The 20,190-nt window shown below is 53.9% G+C and carries 17 protein-coding genes; 10 read left to right on the forward strand and 7 right to left on the reverse strand.

The window, feature by feature from the left end; genetic code table 11:
• Positions 1–18 precede the first annotated feature (18 nt).
• The 5 genes from ACJJIF_RS14680 to ACJJIF_RS14700 all read left to right on the forward strand — a co-directional run bounded on the left by ACJJIF_RS14680 (position 19) and on the right by ACJJIF_RS14700 (position 7,285).
• Positions 19–591 (forward strand): TRAP transporter small permease subunit, encoded by a 573-nt coding sequence (locus tag ACJJIF_RS14680; protein ID WP_444929077.1) that lies wholly within the window; start codon positions 19–21, stop codon positions 589–591.
• Positions 588–1,949: a TRAP transporter large permease gene (locus ACJJIF_RS14685; RefSeq protein ID WP_444929078.1), complete on the forward strand. Its 1,362-nt coding sequence runs from the start codon at positions 588–590 to the stop codon at positions 1,947–1,949. Before ACJJIF_RS14680 ends, ACJJIF_RS14685 begins: the two co-directional genes overlap by 4 nt.
• A 291-nt stretch (positions 1,950–2,240) precedes the next feature.
• The gene (locus ACJJIF_RS14690) at positions 2,241–3,134 is read left to right on the forward strand and encodes an ABC transporter ATP-binding protein (RefSeq protein ID WP_444929079.1); all 894 of its coding nucleotides are present in this window, start codon (positions 2,241–2,243) and stop codon (positions 3,132–3,134) included.
• Positions 3,135–3,153: 19 nt separating this feature from the next.
• On the forward strand, positions 3,154–6,735 hold the full coding sequence (locus ACJJIF_RS14695) for an ABC transporter permease/M1 family aminopeptidase (RefSeq protein WP_444929080.1): 3,582 nt from the start codon (positions 3,154–3,156) through the stop codon (positions 6,733–6,735).
• A 160-nt stretch (positions 6,736–6,895) separates the two neighbouring features.
• The gene (locus ACJJIF_RS14700; RefSeq protein WP_108735392.1) at positions 6,896–7,285 is read left to right on the forward strand and encodes an acyl-CoA thioesterase; all 390 of its coding nucleotides are present in this window, start codon (positions 6,896–6,898) and stop codon (positions 7,283–7,285) included.
• Between the two features lie 101 nt (positions 7,286–7,386).
• Here the strand turns inward: ACJJIF_RS14700 and ACJJIF_RS14705 are convergent, their stop codons facing one another.
• The 4 genes from ACJJIF_RS14705 to uvrD form a co-directional block, all read right to left on the reverse strand.
• Positions 7,387–8,301, reverse strand: coding sequence for a hypothetical protein (locus tag ACJJIF_RS14705; protein ID WP_444929081.1), 915 nt, complete (start codon positions 8,299–8,301; stop codon positions 7,387–7,389).
• A gap of 51 nt (positions 8,302–8,352) precedes the next feature.
• Entirely contained in the window at positions 8,353–9,114 is a 762-nt protein-coding gene (locus tag ACJJIF_RS14710; protein ID WP_444929082.1) for a hypothetical protein, read from the reverse strand.
• A 256-nt stretch (positions 9,115–9,370) separates the two neighbouring features.
• Positions 9,371–10,510: a TRAP transporter substrate-binding protein gene (locus ACJJIF_RS14715; protein WP_444929083.1), complete on the reverse strand. Its 1,140-nt coding sequence runs from the start codon at positions 10,508–10,510 to the stop codon at positions 9,371–9,373.
• A gap of 224 nt (positions 10,511–10,734) precedes the next feature.
• Positions 10,735–12,939, reverse strand: coding sequence for a DNA helicase II (uvrD, locus tag ACJJIF_RS14720; RefSeq protein ID WP_444929084.1), 2,205 nt, complete (start codon positions 12,937–12,939; stop codon positions 10,735–10,737).
• A 139-nt stretch (positions 12,940–13,078) separates the two neighbouring features.
• Here uvrD and hexR point away from each other — a divergent pair, with 139 nt between their 5' ends.
• Together hexR and ACJJIF_RS14730 are read left to right on the forward strand one after the other, a co-directional pair.
• Positions 13,079–13,933, forward strand: coding sequence for a transcriptional regulator HexR (gene hexR / locus ACJJIF_RS14725; RefSeq protein WP_444929085.1), 855 nt, complete (start codon positions 13,079–13,081; stop codon positions 13,931–13,933).
• 104 nt (positions 13,934–14,037) lie between these two features.
• Positions 14,038–15,297 carry a multidrug effflux MFS transporter gene (locus tag ACJJIF_RS14730; protein WP_444929086.1) on the forward strand — a complete coding sequence of 420 codons (1,260 nt, stop codon included), beginning with the start codon at positions 14,038–14,040 and terminating at the stop codon, positions 15,295–15,297.
• A 76-nt stretch (positions 15,298–15,373) separates the two neighbouring features.
• On the opposite strand, the gene ACJJIF_RS14735 is transcribed toward ACJJIF_RS14730, so the two are convergent.
• A complete protein-coding gene (locus tag ACJJIF_RS14735; RefSeq protein WP_444929087.1) occupies positions 15,374–15,838 on the reverse strand; it encodes a GNAT family N-acetyltransferase in 465 nt (154 codons plus the stop codon).
• A gap of 76 nt (positions 15,839–15,914) precedes the next feature.
• Positions 15,915–16,340: a rhodanese-like domain-containing protein gene (locus ACJJIF_RS14740; protein ID WP_444929088.1), complete on the reverse strand. Its 426-nt coding sequence runs from the start codon at positions 16,338–16,340 to the stop codon at positions 15,915–15,917.
• Between the two features lie 140 nt (positions 16,341–16,480).
• On the opposite strand from ACJJIF_RS14740, the gene ACJJIF_RS14745 reads away from it, so the two are divergent.
• A complete protein-coding gene (locus tag ACJJIF_RS14745) occupies positions 16,481–17,464 on the forward strand; it encodes a helix-turn-helix domain-containing protein (RefSeq protein ID WP_444929089.1) in 984 nt (327 codons plus the stop codon).
• A gap of 499 nt (positions 17,465–17,963) precedes the next feature.
• On the opposite strand, the gene ACJJIF_RS14750 is transcribed toward ACJJIF_RS14745, so the two are convergent.
• The gene (locus ACJJIF_RS14750) at positions 17,964–18,359 is read right to left on the reverse strand and encodes a DoxX family protein (protein WP_444929090.1); all 396 of its coding nucleotides are present in this window, start codon (positions 18,357–18,359) and stop codon (positions 17,964–17,966) included.
• 262 nt (positions 18,360–18,621) lie between these two features.
• Here ACJJIF_RS14750 and ACJJIF_RS14755 point away from each other — a divergent pair, with 262 nt between their 5' ends.
• Together ACJJIF_RS14755 and ACJJIF_RS14760 are read left to right on the forward strand one after the other, a co-directional pair.
• Positions 18,622–18,801 carry a hypothetical protein gene (locus ACJJIF_RS14755; RefSeq protein ID WP_444929091.1) on the forward strand — a complete coding sequence of 60 codons (180 nt, stop codon included), beginning with the start codon at positions 18,622–18,624 and terminating at the stop codon, positions 18,799–18,801.
• A 74-nt stretch (positions 18,802–18,875) separates the two neighbouring features.
• Positions 18,876–20,177: a cation:proton antiporter gene (locus ACJJIF_RS14760; RefSeq protein ID WP_444929092.1), complete on the forward strand. Its 1,302-nt coding sequence runs from the start codon at positions 18,876–18,878 to the stop codon at positions 20,175–20,177.
• Positions 20,178–20,190 lie beyond the last annotated feature (13 nt).

The following is a 20,190-nucleotide window of genomic DNA, read 5'->3' on the forward strand; positions in this document are numbered from 1 at the left end:
GTAAAGAGAGAAGCCCCCATGCGTTTTCTGCTGAGCAGTGCGCAGGCAATCGAGCGCCTGACCAGTCACACAGGGCAGCTGCTGTCCTGGTTTACCTGGGCCATGGTCCTGTTACAAAGCGGTGTGGTGATCATGCGCCACGGCTTCAACAGCGGCTCTATCGCCTTACAGGAATCCGTCATTTATCTGCACGGTGCCGCCTTTATGCTGGGGCTGGCCTATGCCTTGCAGACCGATGCCCATGTGCGGGTGGATGTCTTCTACCGCAAAATGGGCGCCCGGGCCAAAGCCTGGATCAATGCTATTGGCTATCTGACATTCCTCTTACCACTGTGCGTCTTTCTATTTATAGGCAGCTGGCACTTTGTACTGAATAGCTGGTCAGTCTTTGAAGGCAGTGCAAACGCCGGCGGCCTGCCGGGGGTCTTTTTACTGAAAAGCCTGATTCCCCTATCTGCGCTCACCCTGGCCCTGGCGGGCTTGGCCCAGTTTATTCGCGCACTGGTGCAGCTGATGCTGCCCCAGCAACAGCCCCCACCTATATCAGCGTCAAAAGCCGTCCGGAAACAGGCTGAAGGAGCAGAGGCGTGATAGAACTGATCCCCCTAGTGATGTTTGCGGCTGTCTGTGCCCTGTTGATGTTCGGCTACCCGGTGGCCTTTACCCTCGCCGGTACCGCCTTGCTTTCAGCCGGCCTGGGTATCGTGTATGGCGTGTTTGATGCCGAGTTGCTGCGCGCTTTCCCCGATCGCCTCTACGGCATTATGCAAAACGGCACCCTGGTTGCCGTTCCATTATTTGTGCTGATGGGGGTGATACTGGAGCGAGCCAAGATTGCCGAAGACCTGTTGGTGAATCTGAGCAAGGCTTTTATGGGCGCCCCCTCGGGGCTCGCCATTGCCGTGGTGGTGGTGGGCGCACTGCTCGCCGCCAGCACCGGTATTGTCGGTGCAACAGTGGTAACCATGGGGCTGATGTCACTGCCCACCATGTTGAAAAACGGCTACTCTCCCAAGTTGGCCACCGGCACCATCTGTGCCACTGGTACCCTCGGGCAAATTATTCCCCCCTCTATAGCCTTGGTTCTGCTCGGAGACACCCTCTCCAACGCCTACCAACAGGCGCAACTATCTGCGGGCATTTTCAATCCCAAGCCGGTCAGCGTGGGAGACCTGTTTGTGGGGGCAATTATTCCCGGCTTATTGCTGGTGGCCGCCTATATTATCTATCTGTTGTTTATCGCGCGCCGCCCCAGGCCTATGGAGGCCAGCCAGTCCCCCGAAGTGGATAGGGCCCAGCTGCTGCGCAGCCTGTTGCCCCCGATAGCCTTGATGCTAATTGTGCTCGGATCCATTATGGTCGGCGCCGCCACCCCCACAGAGGCGGCCGCCGTCGGTGCTTTAGGGGCCGCCTTACTGGCCGCCAGTCGCAGAGCACTCAGTTTTAAGCGCGCCGGGGAAATCGGCCGCAGCACACTACAGGTCTCCGCAATGGTTTTCGCCATATTAATTGGCGCTTCATTATTTTCTCTGGTTTTTCGCGGTTACAACGGAGAAGAGCTGGTGACAGGGTTTTTCCACAGCCTGCCCGGAGGGGTTATCGGCGCGACCCTGCTGGTGATGCTGGTTATATTTCTATTGGGTTTTATCCTCGACTTTATCGAGATCACCTTTGTGGTAGTGCCAATCGTGGGCCCGGTGCTGCTGGCAATGGGTGTTGATCCGGTGTGGCTCGGCATTATGATCGCCATCAATTTGCAAACCTCTTTCCTCACACCACCGTTTGGATTTGCCCTCTTTTACCTGCGCGGGGTGGCCCCCAGCTCCGTGGCCACATCGGCCATCTATCGCGGGGTCGCGCCTTTTATTGCGATCCAACTTTTACTACTGTGCCTGCTGGCAGTCTGGCCGGCCCTGGCCACTTGGTTGCCGGGAGTGGTTCAGCAGTAACTCCTGAGGCTGCAATTGGTACGATAGCATTTTGAATCACCACCACTTGCAGCCAGCCTCAGACGACAGTACCAGCACTGACACTCTATAAACCCTTCACCCCTTAAATTTATCAACGCACCTTGATTCCCCCCGGAAAGCCACCACCTCCTGTTACATTGGCGCTCGACATTTAACTCTCTCGCCAATCCAGCAAAAATTTTCTGTGGATATCTATTCTTAAATATCAAAGGCTATTAACTACTGCTGGCGATATTCAAGGACGCATAAAAAATAAAAGGGAATTAAGAAATGCTAAAGATTGCCAACCTTTCCAAGACCTACGATAACGGTGTACACGCGCTCAATAACGTCAACTTGGAGATTCCCAAGGGGATGTTTGGGTTGCTCGGCCCCAATGGCGCCGGTAAGTCCTCACTCATGCGCACTATCGCCACGCTGCAATTTGCCGACAGCGGCACCATTACTTTCGATGGCATCGATGTGGCCAGCAATCCACAGAAAATCCGCAGTACCCTGGGGTATCTGCCACAGGATTTTGGGGTTTACCCGAGAATCAATGCCGAGGATATGCTCGATCATATGGCGGTACTAAAAGGCATTGGCAATCGCAAAGAGCGCCGCGAGATGGTGGCGGAATTACTGCACCAAACCAATTTATTTAAGGATCGCAAGAAAAGCCTCAGCGGTTACTCCGGCGGTATGCGCCAGCGCTTTGGTATCGCCCAAGCCCTGATCGGCGATCCACGCCTGATTATTGTCGACGAACCCACCGCCGGTCTCGATCCACAGGAGCGCAACCGCTTTCACAACCTGCTCAGTGAAATTGGCGAGAACGTAGTGGTCATTCTCTCCACTCATATCGTCGAGGATGTTGCCGATTTATGCCCCAATATGGCTATCCTCGCCGCAGGCCAAATTGTGGCCCAGGGCAAACCTGAAGAGCTGACCTCCAAACTGGCAGGGCGTGTATGGCGGCGTACCGTCGACAAATCTGCACTGGAAGAATACCGCAATAGTTTGGATGTGATTTCCACTCGCCTATTAGCTGGGCGCCATGTTGTACACGCACTGGCAGATAGCCAACCGGCCGAGGGCTTTGAGGCTCTGCAACCCGACCTCGAAGATGTCTACTTCTCCACCCTGTTCAGCAATCAAGCCTCTCGTATGGCTAGCGCCGCCTGAGACAGGGGAGGATATCAACATGTTTTTATCGGTTGCCAAGTTTGAACTCCAGTACCAGCTGCGCCAGCCGCTGTTTTATGTGACCAGCCTGGTATTTTTTCTGCTGACTTTTGGTGCTATGACCGTCGACAACATACAGATCGGCGGCGGTGGGGGTAACACCCTGATCAACTCCCCCTACGCGATTATGCTGACCCTGTTAATAATGTGCGTTTTCAGCATTTTTATTACTGCCGCCTTCGCAGCCAACCCGGTGCTGCGCGATCGCGATATGAAAATGGAAGGTATTGTCTTCAGTACCCCGATCAGCAAGCGCGACTATTTATTGGGCCGCTTCACTGGATCATTTATCGTGGCCTTCCTGGCTTTCTCAACTGCGGCACTGGGTATGCTGCTCGGCTCCTGGATGCCCTGGCTGGACCCAGAGCGCCTGGGGCCCACACAAATCTCCCACTATCTGCACACCTTATTCATACTTGTCCTTCCCAGCATGCTGTTTTGCAGCGCCATGTTTTTTAGCCTGGCAGCCATAACTCGCAGCATGATGGCCACTTACGTGGGCTTGATCGCCTTCCTGGTGCTCTATTTCACCAGTCAGGGAATGATGGATGAGCCCGCCTATCGCAGTGCCGCAGCACTGGCCGATCCCTTTGGTCTCGCGGCCTTCCAGGAAACAACTCGCTACTGGACCGCTTTCGATCGCAATACGTCCATGATCGCGCTGGAGGGAAACTATCTTATCAACCGCTTAATATGGCTGGGGGCCAGCTTATTATTTATAGGCTTGGGCTATAAATGTTTTTCCTTTACCGAGCGCAAACCGCTCTGGTCGCGCCGACGCACTGCGGAAGCAGAAGAGGATGAGGCACCTCGCTATAACAAGCCCCTACCGCGAGTCACTCCCAGGTTTGGCGCGGCTGCGGTTTGGCAGCAATTTCGCGCTCGCTGCGGCTTTGAAGTCACAGCGGTGGTAAAAAGCCTGGCCTTTTGGGTAATCCTGGCACTGGGTATTCTCAATGTATTGAGCGCATCCCTAAATTTGGAAGCGATATTTGGCACTGCGGTATACCCGGTAACCCGCTCTATGGTCAGTCTGATCCAGGGCGCCTTCAGCCTGATTATGCTGATTATCCTGATCTACTACGGAGCTGAATTGGTATGGCGGGAGCGCCAGGCCGGCTGCCATGAAATTATGGATGCCGTGCCCACACCCAGTTGGATTTTTGTCGCGAGCAAGTTTATTGCGATGTTGGTGGTTCTGGCTGGCATCCTGATTGCCTGCATGCTCACCACTGTCGCTGTACAGCTGAGCAAGGGGTACACAACGCTTGAGCCGGGCCTGTACTTTTACGGTGTCTGGTACCAGTTCGCGATGCCTTTCTACCTGATGGCAATCCTATCAATCTTTGCCCAGGTAATAACCCGCAACAAATTCCTCGGTATGTTACTGATGGTGGGCTACCTGATTAGCTCCAGTGTTCTCGACGGTCTCGGATTCGAGCACAACCTCTATCAGTTCGCCAGTTGGAACGCGGCACCTTATTCAGACATGAATGGCTATGGTCACTTTGAGCAGGGGCGGGCTTGGTTTGCATTTTACTGGATCAACTTCAGCCTGATACTGGCAATCTTGAGCTACGGACTCTGGCAGCGCGGTACTCTGGCTCCACTGGTGAGCCGGATCAAGGCCCTGCGCTGCCAACTGGGGCTATCCAGCCGCTTAACTGCCGCCACCGCCCTAGTGCTGTTTATCAGCAGTGGCGCCTTTATTTTCTACAATACCAATATTCTCAATCACTACGAAACCAGCAAGGATCGGGAGCAGCTGGCCGCAGACTACGAGAAGAAATACAAAGCCCTGGTGGACAAACCCGCACCACATATCACCGATGTCAAAGTCGATGTAGATATCTTCCCCGATGAGCGCCGCTATGAAGTGCGCGGCCGTTACGTTCTGGTTAATAAACGCAACGAATCGATCGAAGAGGTGGTTATCGGGCTGGATCGCGGCCTTAAGGTGAACCAGCTATCCCTGGATCAGGCCACATTGCGCGACAAGGACGAGCAGTTCGGCCACTATTTCTTTGACTTGGATCGGCCTCTGCAACCCGGTGAGTCTCTCACCTTGGAGTTTGATTTAAGCAGGATCAATCGCGGCTTTATGAACTCCGGCTCCTCCACCACCTTGGTGCAAAACGGTACCTTCTTTAATAACAATGAAGCGCTGCCGTTTATCGGTTACAACGGCAATGCTGAGCTGACCGACCGCCACCTGCGCAGGAAGCACGACCTACCGCCGCCGCAGCGTATGCCCAAACTGGAGGACAAAGGCCACTACCGGGAGTCCTATCTGCGCAGCGACTCCGACTGGATCAATTTTGAAACCACCGTCAGTACTTCCCTGGGGCAAATAGCTCTGGCGCCCGGCTACCTGCAAAAAGACTGGCAGGAGGGACAGCGCCACTATTTCCATTACAAGATGGACGCGCCCATTCACAACTTTTTCTCCTACCTTTCCGCAGACTACACCGTGGTCAAAGACCGCTGGCAGGATGTCGCGATCGAGGTCTACCACCACAAGCCCCACGACTACAACGTGGATCGCATGGTCGAAGGGGTGAAAAAGTCCCTGGAATACTTCAGCGAGGCATTCAGCCCCTACCAGTATCGCCAGCTGCGTATCGTCGAGTTCCCGGGCTATGAAACCTTTGCCCAGGCATTCCCCAACACCGTGCCCTTCTCTGAATCTATCGGCTTTGTCGCCGACCTGCGGGACCCGGATGAGATTGATTACGTCTTCTATGTGACCGCTCACGAGGTGGCGCACCAGTGGTGGGCACATCAATTGATTGGCGCCAATGTGCAGGGCGCAACCCTATTATCAGAAACCCTGGCGCAGTACTCTGCACTGATGGTGATGGAGCGGGAATACGGCCCGGAAAAGATGCGTCGCTTCCTCAAGTATGAGCTGGATAGCTACCTGAGTGCGCGGGGTACCGAGTTGCTCGAAGAGCTGCCCTTAACCCACAACGAGAACCAATCCTATATCCACTACCGCAAGGGTTCCCTGGCGATGTACGCCCTTAAGGATGCGATGGGTGAAGACACCGTCAATGAGGTCCTGGCTTCCCTACTAAAAGAAAAGGGCTTCTCCAGCGATCCCTATCCCACCAGCATGGACTTAGTAGCGAGACTCAGGGCCCGGGCCGAAGCCTCTCAGCAAGAGCTGATCACCGATATGCTGGAGCGAGTGGTCCTCTTTGACCTCAAGGTCGCAAATGCCACTTCCGAGCTGTTGGAAAATGGCAATTATCGCGTCTTACTGGAACTGGAGGCACACAAGTTCGAAGCCGATGGAGATGGCCAGGAAAAAGAAATTCCTATCAATAACTGGGTAGATGTTGCTATTTTCGCAGAAGATCCAGACAAAAATACCAGTGCAGACAATGTGCTCTACTTCGCCAAACAGGAGATCAGTGAAGCGACCACCGTGCTGGAATTTGAGGTGAAGGGCAAACCGAGCATCGCCGGCTTTGATCCCTATATCAAGATGATCGATAAAAACCCGGACGATAACTTGCAGCGTATAGAGACTCTATAGGACCACGACAGGCGCCTCCTCCGCAGCTTGCCCGCAGCGGAGGAGACCGCAGGGCGGAATTTATTCTGGTTAATTACTGGCCAAATTGTGCTAGAATGCGCCACCATTCCAGTAGTGGAAACCAATAACTCTAACAATCTGTGAGTACCCGATGTCCGCACTGTCAGCTCTCGATGAAGATCCACAACCCACAGGCACGCTAACCCTGCAAACCCTGGCTATGCCCCGCGATACCAATCCGCAGGGGGATGTTTTTGCCGGGTGGCTGATGTCGCAGATGGACCTCGCCGGCGCTATTCTCGCGCAAACCATGGCGCGCGGCCGTGTTACCACAGTCGCAGTGGGCAGCATGGTCTTCCTGCGCCCGGTTCCGGTTGGCTCGACAGTCAGCTGCTATGCCGAGGCTATTGAAGAGGGACGCTCTTCGATTCGCACTATGGTCGAGGTGTGGCTGACGCGGGTAGATTCCGGTGAGCAGGTCAAGGTTACCGAGGGCGAGTTTGTCTTTGTCGCTATCGACGATGCCGGGCGCACCAGGCCGCTGCCATAACCCGCCAGTAGCAGCCACCTCTATAAAAGCCGATCAACAGTATTTTGGTCGGCTTATCCAAACTCTACAGTGTAAAGTTTACCTGATAAGCAAACTACACATCACATCAATGTGCCGCGAATAATCTTAATATTCCCACGCAAGTCTTTGATTACTACACAACCACGATCACTATCTTCTAAAAGATTACCGCGTACCAATACCCAGCTATTACCACTTGCAACTTTGTGAGTCCTCTGTTGCTCTTCCTCGATAGGCAAAGAGTTATTGAGAGAACCCGCTAAGTATCCAACCGTAAAATCAATCGCAATATCAAGTTCACTTAAAAAGGCTTCCAATCCTTCTCTTTGCCAGTAATCTAAATTCTCAGATTTTGATATATTTGTAGTTCCTCCTGACCAATATTCAATTGAATTTTTGTAAATCAATTTATTCTTCTTACCTTTCAATTCTGTGTTCAGGTTAAACTTTAGAACATCCAAAGAATTGGTCAACTTGATAGAAGGGGATATCATCAAACGGGTATTTTTTTTATCTCCCTCCCCCTCTGTAACAACGCCTTTATCCAGAGCAAAATCCGACAATAAAAAACGGCTATAGATCTTATCTTGACCCACTTGTTCAATCTTCAAGGTTGACAGTTCGTCTATTAGTGATTGAGCCGGTAGTTGCGCCTCTCTCTGGGCTTGGCTTTTAGCCATTTCACTCGCGATAAGGGTTCCTATTAGGGAACCGGCGACACCAGCGGCTGCCGCTTGCCCTGGACTGGTTCCAGGAGGTGGAGGGGGGGCTGAATATTGTGCTGCTGCCATATTTGCTGAAATCGAGGTATAACGCCATGGCTCCGGATGTATGTCTACAGTTAGTGGGCCATTCTCTAGGGAGCTAACTTTTAAGGAAATACCTTGCAGCCGATCAAGTTTATCGATATCAATAGTAGCTATATGATAATTAGCAGTTTTTACGCACCCTGAACTAAGCAGAGCAACAAATAATAAAAGTATTATATTTTTCATAAAAAAACGACGGCACTTGCGTGCCGCCTTTAGATTATTTGCAACTTAATTTTATTCAGATACAGAAGGAACTGTACCCTCAACTGAGGGAAGAATATTATTCTCAGCTTCGTGCTTAGCTAATGCAGCTAGAATTTGCTGCTTAGCATTATTCATAACTATATAGTAAGTATTAGTTAATCCAGGATAGGAAGGACCTTCATCCCACTCGCCAGCAGCATAAGCAGTCTGGGCAACATCCGAGTACCAAAGTAATTGATTCGAAGACAAATCAATCATTTCACCAGTAATCTCGAAAACAACTCGCGGGGAATCCGTAGGAATAAAGCCATAATATGGACGCGCTAAACCTACCCGCTTAGCTGAAAGTTTTAAAAGGTAATCAACTTTATGCTCTTTAGAAAAGTCACGATAGTCACTTCTTGCAAAATATACTGTATCTTTTGTATCAGGATCTTTAAATTTTGCCAGCTTTAAATCTTTATCCAGTGTATCCAGTTGAATTAGACTAAAGCCTTCCCCCTCTAAGCTCTGACTCAAATCCCCAGAAATTGCAATAAATTCTTTAGTGTCCAGTGTTTCCAAGTGCTTTGAAATTGGAGCAGTCGCTGCTGAGATAATTGCATAGTCCAGCAAGCCTATATTGCCCTCAAGGGCAAGAGAAGGAGCCTCTGGCACTTCAAGTACCAAACCAACTGCTTTCTTATCAGAGTTATAAAACGATTGTTCTAATGGAACTGGTACCTGCGGAGAAACACAGCCCGTCAAAAGTATAAGTAGTGAAATAAATGCAAATTGCAATAATGATTTCATACGTTCCCCAATAGTAATAATAGTAATAGTCTCTTCTGAAGCTATCCTGAAAACTTTCACAATATCTCTCTAGGCCTTACAGACAAAAGTCATTGCGAATACTCATAGCTACTTTATAAAAGTAGCTATGCAGCGCTGTAGTTTTCAGCCCCGAAATGAGTGCGACATTATTCTTATAAACGAAAAAATTTAAAGCTTTTTTTATCTTTTTTGCTTTATCAGAAAAACTGGGGATTCTTAAAAATCCCAAAGCTATTTATTTGTTCTTGACGGCCAAATCCCTAGCTTGGTAGTAAGCCTCTTCACTGATCTCGTGATAGGGCTTCACATCCCGTTCAAACGCCTTAAAAGCTTTATAGACACGGGCAAACTCCGCATCCTGCTCGGCGGTCTCGCGCATGATTTCGCTATTGATCTTCTTTAGGTGCAACAGGACATCCTCCGGCAAACGCTGCACTTTTACCTCGTGCTCCTCCACCAGTTCCTTAAGGGCTCGATTATTGCGCGCCGTGTATTCATCCAGCATATCCTGGTTGGCTTCACGGGCGGCGACTCGCACAATTTCCTGCAAATCGGCGGGCAGTTTTTCGAACGCCTTTTTGTTGACGATAAATTCCAGGATAGAGCCGGGCTCATGCCAGCCGGGGTAGTAGTAGTACTCGGCGACCTGGTGGAAACCAAAAGCGAGATCGTTGTAGGGCCCCACCCACTCGGTGGCATCGATCACTCCAGTCTGCAGCGCGGTATAGAGTTCTCCACCGGGGATGGTCACCGCCGTGCCGCCGGCGCGGTTTAAAACCTCACCGCCCAGGCCGGGAATACGCATCTTGAGCCCCTGTAAATCCTCCACCGACTCAATGGGCTTGTTAAACCAGCCCGCCATCTGCACACCGGTGGAGCCTCCGGCCAATGGAAGCAGATTAAAGGGCGCGTAGATCTCCTCCCAGAGTTCGAGGCCACCGCCGTGATGCAGCCAGCCATTCATTTCCTGGGCATTCAGACCGAAAGGCACTGCGGTAAAGAACTGGGCCGCCGGCACCTTGCCTTTCCAGTAATAGGCGGCGCCGTGCCCCATCTGCGCGGCGCCTTCCGAGACAGCGCCAAATACGCCCAGAGCGGGGACCAGTTCACCGGCGCCGTACACCTTGATCTTAAGACGCCCCGCCGACATAGCCTCGACTTTGCCGGCAAAACGCTCCGGCGCACTGCCGAGACCCGGGAAGTTCTTGGGCCAGGTGGTGACTAATTTCCACTCGAACAGCTCTTTATCGCCCTCTGCGGAAAAGTGCTGCGCGGGACCCATTGCCGCGCGGGAGGTCACCAGCGCGGCAAAGGTGATGGCGAGCAGGGCCAGGAGCCCGAGGATAATGGCCGGGTACCAATTGAGTTTTTTCATGGCGAATAATTTATCGTTATTGTTTTTTGTTGTACAAATTATCGGCAGGCTCTTTGGCCGCCGATTTAGGTCTTCAAGGGGGCCCCCCCTTTTGATCAGACCTGGATGTTGCGGCTGAATTCCGCCTGTGCCGGAATAACTCACCGCTGCTTTTCGCCACCGGCGTACGCCGGTGGCCGATATTAGTCCCTCGGTGGCACTTCAGCTCGCTCAGGGCCTGCGCCTCAAAGCGGCTGCAAGTTGGCCATTGACAGTACCAGCCGCTTGTCGCCGACATCGTCAAAATTAACCAGTACCCGCATTCGAGGGCCGGTGCCCTCGAACTCTATAACCGTTCCCTCACCAAATCTGGCGTGCTCCACTCGCCCACCCAGAGCCAGCGCGGGCAAATCATCGAAGTCTGGCGCCGGGTCGGAAAACTGCCCCACCTTGCCGTAATCCGCCTGGTAGAGGGGGCGGGAAATTTCGGTCTTCAGGCGCACTTCATGCACCAAGTTGGGGGGAATTTCGCCGATAAAGCGGGAGGGACTGTTATAGGTTTCACTGCCAAACAGGCGCCGGTTTTCCGCGTAGGTAATGTACAGCTTGCGCATGGCGCGGGTGATACCCACGTAGCAGAGGCGCCTCTCCTCCTGCATGCGGCCGGGCTCTTGCGCAGACATCTTGTGCGGGAACAGGTTTTCCTCCACCCCCGCCATAAATACCAGGGGAAACTCCAGGCCCTTGGCGGAGTGCAGGGTCATCAGCTGCACCGCATCCTCAAACTCATCCGCCTGACCGTCGCCAGCATCGAGGGCGGCGCTATCGAGGAACTGGTTGAGCAGCGGAATCTCCTCTTCGTCCTCTTCGCCTTCGGGCAGGCTCGCACCGGTAAAGGCGCCACAGGCAGTGACTAGCTCCCGCAAGTTCTCCACCCGCGTCTGCCCCTTCTCACCTTTTTCCTTGCCGTGGAATTCCAGCAGGCCACTGGTTTCAATTACATCCTCGGCAACCGCATCCAACTCCTTGTCTTCCGCATTCGCTGACAGCTGGTTAATCAGGTCCAGGAAGGCCTGCAGGGCATTGCCGGCGCGAGCGGCCAATACCCGCTGCTGCAACATCAACTTGGCCGCCTGCCACAGGGAGCAGCCCTGCTCCCGGGCATAGGAGCGCACCATCTCCACGGTGCGCGCACCGATACCGCGTGTGGGGGTATTCACCACCCGCTCAAACGCGGTGTCATCGTCGCGGTTACTGATCAGGCGCAGATAGGACAGGGCATTCTTGATTTCCAGGCGATCGTAGAAGCGTTGACCGCCGTAAATGCGGTAGGGCACCTGCTCGCGCAAAAGCCCCTCTTCGAGCACCCGGGACTGGGCGTTGGAGCGGTAGAGAATGGCGATGCTGTCGCGGCGGTTGCCGGCGCGTACCCAGTCATTGATACGCTCGACGATAAAGCGCGACTCATCCTGCTCGTTGTAGGCGGCGTAGACGGCGATGGGCTCGCCCTCTTCCCCCTTGGTCCACAACTCCTTGCCTAAGCGATCACTGTTATTGGCAATAACCGCGTTGGCGGCGTTCAGAATAGTGGAGGTGGACCTATAGTTCTGCTCCAAGCGCACCGTCTGCACTTCCCGTAAGTCAGTGGAAAAGTGCTGGATATTCTCAATCTTGGCGCCGCGCCAACCGTAAATGGACTGGTCATCATCACCCACGGCGGTGATATGGCACTGCTCACCGGCGAGCAGGCGCAACCAGGCGTATTGGATCGTGTTGGTATCCTGGAACTCATCCACCAGGATATGGGGAAAGCGCCGGCGGTAGTGGGCCAGAATAGCGTCGTTATTCAGCCACAGTTCGTGGGCGCGCAGCAACAGCTCGCCGAAATCCACCAAGCCACCGCGCTGACAGGCCTCTTCATAGGCGAAGTAGATTCGCACCATGGTCTGCAACCAGGGGTCGGCGCCGGCATTGATATACTGCGGGCGCAGGCCCTCATCTTTCTGCGCGCCGATCCACCACTGGGTTTCACGCGGCGGCCACTTTTTATCGTCCAGCCCCAGATCAGCCTGCACCCGCTTGATCAGGCGCAGCTGGTCATCGGCATCCAGAATCTGGAAGTTCTGCGGCAACTTGGCCTCTTGCCAGTGGGCCTTGAGCAGGCGGTGGGCCAGGCCGTGAAAGGTGCCCACCCACATACCAAAGGTATTCACCCCCAGCAGCTCTTCGATACGGGCGCGCATCTCGCGGGCCGCCTTGTTGGTAAAGGTTACCGCCATAATGGAGTAGGGCGAGGCGCCCTCCACCTGCATCAGCCAGGCGATGCGGTGTACCAGCACCCGGGTCTTGCCCGAGCCGGCACCGGCCAGAACCAATTGATTGCCGGGCGCGGCAGCTACTGCTTCGCGCTGGGCGTCGTTAAGGGGGTCTAAAATCTGAGATACGTCCATGGGCGAAGATTGTACCAGAGCTACTGTGGGAGACCTGTGTAAATAAACAGGATTTTGCCCCGCCTGACAATGTAATGTCGCTCGCCAGCGGCGGGCACAGCGGCTAAACTGCGCCAATTGGCATAGAGAAGGAAGTCCTGTGAAACCGGCGGAAGTAACGCAACGAATCAGTGAACAACTGTCATCCATGCGCAAATCAGAGCGCAAGGTGGCGGAGTATATTCTCGCCAACCCCGATGAAATTATTCATATGCGCATCGTCGACCTGGCCACCGAGGCCCAGGTGAGCGAACCGACCGTGGTGCGTTTTTGCCGCGCCGTGGGCTGCTCCGGATTCCAGGAGTTCAAGCTGAACCTGGCGCAGCAGCTGGCTTCCAGCCCCAGCTTCGGGCAGATTGCGGTTACCGAAACAGACACCATTGCCGAGTACAAGCGCAAGGTCTTTGACTCCACCGTAGATACCCTGCTGAAAGTCCGCGATAAGATCGACGACCGCGCCCTGGAGGCCGCCGTCACGGCGATGGCCGCTTCCAAGCGAGTGGAGTTCTTCGGTTTTGGCGCCTCCGGTGCCGTCGCCGCCGATGCCCAGCACAAATTCTTCCGCCTGCAATTGGCCACCGCCGCCCACTCCGACCACCACATCCAGAATATGTCGGCCATGTCCATGCAAGCCGGCGATGTGGTCGTGGCGATCTCCCAGAGTGGTCGCACCAAGGCGCTGCTGCGCTCTATGAGCATGGCAAAGGCACAGGGCGCTCTGGTTGTTGGCCTGGCCCCCAGCGGCTCGCCGGTGGCCCAGCAGGCCAGCATTCCCCTGGAAGTGGATGTGGAGGAGGATATTGAGATCTACACACCGCTATCCTCGCGCATTGCCCACCTGGTGGTGATCGATGTTCTCGCCATCGGTGTAGCCCAGCGCAAAGGCCCCCAGTTGCAGGAGCACCTGTTGAAGCTGAAACAGGGACTGTACACACTGCGCGAAGACAAGCACTAAACTCCCCCTTATCCACAGCGGGCACTGGATAATGTGCCCGCCCGTCTCTACCATAGCCATTTCCCGCCAGGGAAGATCCCTCCAGGCTGTACCAGAGCAACAAAATGAAACCCATCCCTTCGACTCCGGACGAGAAAGCACCGCGCTGGCTGGTGGTGTGGCTGGCCGCCCTCGTTTCCCTGACCCCTTTTTCCATCGACAGCTACCTGCCGGCAATTCCAGCGATGGCAGCGGCCCTGGACACGGAAGTGGAGCGGGTGCAGTACTCGGTATCCAGCTTCCTGTTGGGCTTTGCCCTCGGGCAGCTATTTGGCGGGCCCTTATCGGACCGCTGGGGGCGGCGTCTTGTGGGCGCTATCGGTCTCGGTATTTATATCGCCAGCTCCCTGCTGGTCCTGTTTGCCGATCATGTAGACCAGCTGATTATCCTGCGCTTCTGCCAGGCGGTTGGCGGCGGCTTTGCCACAGTAATCTGCGCCGCCATAGTGCGCGATCTACACAGCGGCCGCGAGGCGGCAAAAATTATCTCCCTGATCAGTACCATTATGCTGATTGCACCGCTGATCGCCCCGGTGATCGGCTCTGCGCTGTTGGCCGCCGGCGGTTGGCAGAGCATTTTTGTATTCTTGCTGCTATACGCTCTGGCCATGCTCGTGCTGGTGCGGCTGCTGCTACCGGAGACCGTCCCCCGCTTTACCCGCGCGCGCCGCCAATTGATGCCGCTGACCTCTCTTGTGGCCAGCTACAGTCAGGTTTTGCGCAACCCCCGCGCGATTGGATTTCTGCTTACCCAGTCCTGTGTCAGCGGCTCGATGTTTATCTACATCACCACCGCCCCCTTTGTGTTTATGGATTATTTCGCAGTGAGTGCCAGTCAGTTTCCGCTGTTCTTTGGTATCTGCGTACTGGGGCTAATTTGCATGGTTCAGGTGAATATCCGCCTGCTGAACGTTTTTCAGCCGCGCAATATTCTGCTGGCGGGTATTGTGTTGCAACTGCTGGGCTGCGGCCTTCTGCTGCTGGTTACCATGACTGGGGTTAAAGAACTGACCCTGTGGATGATCCCCCTGGTATTGGTAATCAGTTGTATCGGAATTACCGGCCCCAATGCCGCCGCCTGTTACTTGGAGTTCTTCCCCAAAATTAGCGGCAGTGCCAACGCGCTGTACGGCGCGGCGCTGTTTATTACCGGCGGGATATTGGGTGGACTGGCGAGCAGTCTGCACACGGGAACCCTGACCCCCATTGCCGGATCTATGGCGGGCTGTGCTGTTGTAGCGCTGCTGTCTGCACTATTTGTCGCCAAGGTTCGCCAACCGATCGAGTCCGAGATCCCAGCGACCCGGCGCTTTACTCCAAGGTAATTTTGCCAATTATACTTAGGCAGCACCTCTGAATAACTCCGTGATGCCGCTGCGGAGTTGCTCAGAGGCTCCTTAATCAACCAGCTTCCGTTTGTAGGTTAAGGGACCATACTTCCCATTTCTTTTCTTGGGATGCCCCCAATTGTCGATAGAACGCTTTCGCATTTATGTTGGAGGACAGCACCTCCCACTTAATTTTTGCACTCCCTCTTTTGTGGGCTTCTTGGATTAAGTAACCCATCAGTGCCTTGCCCACTCCTTTACGGCGGTGCTCTGTACTATCGGCCACATAGAGTTCCTTAACCCACAGCCAGGGGGTTAGGTCGTAAGAGAATGGAAGGACGTAATAAACCAGATATCCGATAGCTACCCCATTCTGTTCGGCAACGAAGCACTGAAAGTCCACCCGCTTAAATAAACGCTCGGTCAGCTCCTGTTCTGTCAGCTTAAGCTCAGCTAAATAGCCTTCAAATCGAGCCAGGCCGCGCATCATCGTTAGCAATTGACGAGTATCTGTCGGTTTTGCGTTGCGTATATGCAATTTATCACCAGTCTTCTTATGAATAGATTAAAGGCAGCAAACATGCCCTTGTCAGTAACGGCATTGCGCGAGGGGGCTAATTTTTACCCTGTAAATTACCGTCTCCCCTCCCTTCCACCAGTTTGAATCCCTCGTCTATCCAACCGGTGATGCCACCAATCATCTTTTTTACCGAGAGCCCTAATTTCGCCAGCTTGATAGCGGCCTTTTCCGTTGCGTTACAGTGTGGCCCCGCGCAGTAGACAACAAACAAGGGGGTATCCAGATAGCGGGATGCTAGCGCTTTATTAATCTGCGCATAGGGCAATGACTCGGCTCCCTCGATATGTCCCTTACGGAAAGCTTCTTCACTGCGAACGTCCAGCAGTACAAAGTCCTGACGTCCATTGGTAAGAGCATGATGAACATCCCAGCAGTCAGTCTCATAGGTCATCAATTCCTGAAAATACTGCAGAGCTTGTTGGCTATTAGCTGGGGCAACGCGACTTACGGCAGAACTCATAGTTATCTCCTCGGTTAACAATCACTTTCTGAGTACGTAAATTTTGTTCTTTGTCCCACCATGGAACTATTGGCTTAAAAGCCACATTTCGTTAAGTTTAAGCCATACCCAGTTGGGGTTTCCGAGTGAAGGGGAGTGAGGTGAGGACGCAAAAAGCAAAGCGTGTAGCGATTCTGGTTCATCGACATATCGCTTTATTTGAACTTGGTTGCGCAACGGAATTGTTCTGTCTGCTCCGCCCCGGTACGGATGTACGCTATCAGGGTGAGGTGGTCTCCTTTGCTGAAGAAGCGCCGCTGGGCGTAGGCGGCGTGTCCCTGCGGTGCAAACAGATTAATAACCTACGAGATTACGACCTGTTGGTAGTGCCCTGTTGGTCCACCGAACAGCAGCCCAACACCCCTGCGCTGCAATCGATATACAACGCCGTGAAAGCCTTTGCGTCAGAGGGGCGGCAGATTCTGACTTTCTGCTCTGGCTCCTTCTTGCCTGCAGAAATTGGTTTACTCAATGGCAGACAAGCCACGACCCATTGGCGCTATGCCCACAGCTTCCAACAACGCTTCCCCAAAGTGGAGTATGTTGGGGATGTGCTGTACACATGGCAGGGTGAGCTCGCCTGCTCGGCGGGTAGCTCTGCAGCGATAGACCTGGGAATAGAGTATTTTCGGCGCAATCACGGGTATGAATTTGCCAACTCTGTGGCCAAGCGCTTGGTGATGGCGCCCCATCGACAGGGAGGACAATCCCAATTTGTAGAGACCCCGGTTACAAAAAGGCCCGATCATTTCGCGGTCGCGCTGGATTGGGCCCTTGCCAACCTGGACAAACCGATCATGGTGGCCGACTTAGCCCATCAGGCTCATCTCTCCCGCCGCAGTTTTGACAGAAAATTCCGTCAGTCCATGGGCGTCGCCCCTAAAGAGTGGTTGATTCAGCAGCGGCTGCGGGTGGCTCAGAAAGCGCTGGAATCCGGAAGGGAAACGATTGATCTTGTGGCACAAACCTCAGGCTTTGAGAGCAGCGCAACCCTCCGCCATCATTTCCGCAAAGCTTTTGGCATATCTCCCGGGCAATACCAAAAGCAGTTTGCTGACCCGAAGAGGTCCGCAAATAAAGCGTAAATTTCAATTCTAACGCGGTAGTTTCCCTACACTAGGCGGCATGCAGATTTTCTTCTTGCAGGGCCCGCTGTACTGCGGGCCTTTCTTCCATTCGCTGCTGGCAGGCCTGCAGCTCGAGAAGCCGGTAATGGGCCAGAGTAGTCACAGGTGGCGCCAGTTATGCGTCGGGCTTTTGCTCCGCTAAAAACTGGACGATTGGGGCCTTCTGTCAGCACTTCCCCACCTTCAAGTTGCAGTGCCAGCACATACCCCTTTGGGTTAATCCTTGTAAAATCGTCGCCGTTTTCCAGCTCATGGGTTTTCAGATTAACCCTATGAGGCCCAGATTGATCCCCGCTTCACAAGCGACAATATGAGGCGAAAGAGAGCAAACACCCGGAGCATAAAAAGCTTCATGGTAATCCCATGAGGTCAGTACCTGTTTCCCCGCAGTATAGGCCCGGCCTGTTTTTCCCCACTGCATCTCAATTGAAACTGGCTTGAATTTCTCTGCGGAAATCTACTTACCACGCATCCAGTGGTCCAAACTAAAGCGGCCGGCACCGGCGCAGGTGAGAATCAGGAAGCCGCCGGCGATAGTGATATTTTTCATAAAGCTGGTCATTTCTGCCGCATCCCCCGGGGACAGGTGTACCAAAAAAGCCGCAGCCAGACAGAATAGAAACAGGAGAAAGGCGGAGATTCGGGTAAATATCCCCAGTAGCACTCCAATGCCGCCCACCAGTTCTATAACAATCACCAGTGGCAGAAGCAGAGCGGGTATCCCCAGAGATACCATAAAGGCCTCTGTCATTTCGTAGCCGCCAATTTTATTCCAGCCGGCAGAAATAAATAGCAGCGACATCAGCACCCGACCAACCAACTTTGCAGCGTCGCATAACGTCGAATGTCTCACTACCACTTCCTCGATCTATGCGCAGGTATGGACTAACAACCAGTGTAGACGCTGTCGCGCTAACCTCTGTGCTAGGCAGGGGCTAGCCCGACTCGAGAAAAGGCAAAAGCGCCCAGGTGGCGCGATAAACATCCTATTAGGGATCAGTTATCGATATACATCCACTAACCGACCGGCAAAAAGTAACGAAATACCATTAAAAAAGCTAAGGCAATCGTGCACTTTTTATCGGGGGGCAGAGGAGATCCCCTCGGGCGCAAAAATGAAAAAGGCGGTTGTGCGGCGCCCGAGAGCCGCTACAATTGCGCGCCCATATACAAGGGAGTTGGCCGCTTGTGCCCGCGCGACCCGCCCCGGTGTAATCCTGTTGCCCCATATCCACTCAAGGGAAATCGAGCAGCCTCTGCACGACTACAATAACGGCACACTTACCATCAGATAAATTGCCGCCGGGGCGCTCCCCAGTACGGCATAACACCATCCGAAAATACTTTAGCGCTGGAGTCCACACACGGCATGGAAGTTTATTACACCTTTTGTTTTCTTGCCGCCGTATCCGTTTTTCTGGGCTTCCTGAATCAATACGTCCTGCGCGCTCAAACCACAATTGCCATTACCGCCGGCGCCCTGGCCCTGTCGCTACTGGTCACCGCCCTGGGGAAATTGGGGGTGGTGGAGCTGCGCATCTGGGCAGATCAGCTGCTGCCGCTGCTCAATCTCGAAGATATCCTGCTCAAGGGAATGCTCGGCTTCCTGCTCTTTGCCGGCAGCTTGCATATCGACCTATTGGAATTGCGCAATCAGAAGCTGGAGATCGGCCTGCTCGCTATCGTCGGCACCCTTATCTCCACCTTTGTGGTCGGAGCCCTGCTGTACTGGTTCCTACTGCTGATCAATATGCCGGTCGCTTTTGTTTACTGCCTGTTATTTGGTGCGCTGATCTCGCCCACCGACCCCATCGCCGTGCTGGCCATTATGAAAAACCTGAAGGCGCCAGAGCAGGTTTCTATTCAGGTGGAGGGGGAGTCCCTGTTTAACGATGGCTTCGGTATTGTGGTCTTCGCAGTGATCTACGCACTCGCGTTCGAGGGCGGCCAGCCCACAGTGCCGGCAGTGGCAGAGCTGTTCGCGGTAGAAGCCCTGGGAGGCATTCTGCTGGGGCTGATTATTGGTGGCGTTTTCCACTGGGCCATTTGCTGCACCAACGATCACAGCCTGGAATTAATGTTGACCATGGTGATCCCCACCGCCGGTTTTTCTCTGGCCAATGTACTCGGCGTTTCCGGTGCCCTGGCGATGGTGGTGAGCGGTATTATTATCGGCAACTTTACCCGCGAGCGCGGCTTTTCCCGCGTGAGCCAACACGAGCTGGATAATTTCTGGAACATCACCGAGGACTTCCTCAACGGTTTGCTGTTCCTGTTGGTGGGACTGTTCCTGATCACTATCGACCTGGGCCCCTCCGACTATCTGCTGATGGCAGTGGGTATTGTGATTGTCCTCACCGCCCGGGTTTTCGCCGTCGGCATTCCCTTCCTGTATTTAAAGAGGCGCCGCAAATACCACCCCTATACCAACCGGATTTTAATCTGGGGCGGGCTGAAGGGGGGCCTGGCGCTGGCCCTGGCGCTATCTATTCCTCCCGGCAGCGCTTTCGTTCAGGGGCAGGACCTGCGCTACCTGTGGGTGGTCATGACCTATGGCGTGGTGCTCTTTTCTATCGTCGTACAGGGCTCTACCATAGCGCCTTTGATTCGCCGCAGCCGCGCCTTCTCTGAACCGGAGCGCGACAACCCCCAACAACCGATAGTCAAATAGCGATAACAATTTA

The sequence above is a fragment of the Microbulbifer regidiadema (SeqCode) genome, assembly GCF_052467605.1.

Excerpts from the sequence above, each read along its gene's own strand:
- ACJJIF_RS14680 (WP_444929077.1), top strand. The coding sequence starts at position 19 with ATGCGTTTTCTGCTGAGCAGTGCGCAGGCAATCGAGCGCCTGACCAGT.
- ACJJIF_RS14690 (WP_444929079.1), top strand. The coding sequence starts at position 2,241 with ATGCTAAAGATTGCCAACCTTTCCAAGACCTACGATAACGGTGTACAC.
- ACJJIF_RS14695 (WP_444929080.1), top strand. The coding sequence starts at position 3,154 with ATGTTTTTATCGGTTGCCAAGTTTGAACTCCAGTACCAGCTGCGCCAG.
- ACJJIF_RS14705 (WP_444929081.1), bottom strand. The coding sequence starts at position 8,301 with ATGAAAAATATAATACTTTTATTATTTGTTGCTCTGCTTAGTTCAGGG.
- ACJJIF_RS14710 (WP_444929082.1), bottom strand. The coding sequence starts at position 9,114 with ATGAAATCATTATTGCAATTTGCATTTATTTCACTACTTATACTTTTG.
- ACJJIF_RS14715 (WP_444929083.1), bottom strand. The coding sequence starts at position 10,510 with ATGAAAAAACTCAATTGGTACCCGGCCATTATCCTCGGGCTCCTGGCC.
- uvrD (WP_444929084.1), bottom strand. The coding sequence starts at position 12,939 with ATGGACGTATCTCAGATTTTAGACCCCCTTAACGACGCCCAGCGCGAA.
- ACJJIF_RS14730 (WP_444929086.1), top strand. The coding sequence starts at position 14,038 with ATGAAACCCATCCCTTCGACTCCGGACGAGAAAGCACCGCGCTGGCTG.
- ACJJIF_RS14740 (WP_444929088.1), bottom strand. The coding sequence starts at position 16,340 with ATGAGTTCTGCCGTAAGTCGCGTTGCCCCAGCTAATAGCCAACAAGCT.
- ACJJIF_RS14755 (WP_444929091.1), top strand. The coding sequence starts at position 18,622 with ATGAAAAAGGCGGTTGTGCGGCGCCCGAGAGCCGCTACAATTGCGCGC.
- ACJJIF_RS14760 (WP_444929092.1), top strand. The coding sequence starts at position 18,876 with ATGGAAGTTTATTACACCTTTTGTTTTCTTGCCGCCGTATCCGTTTTT.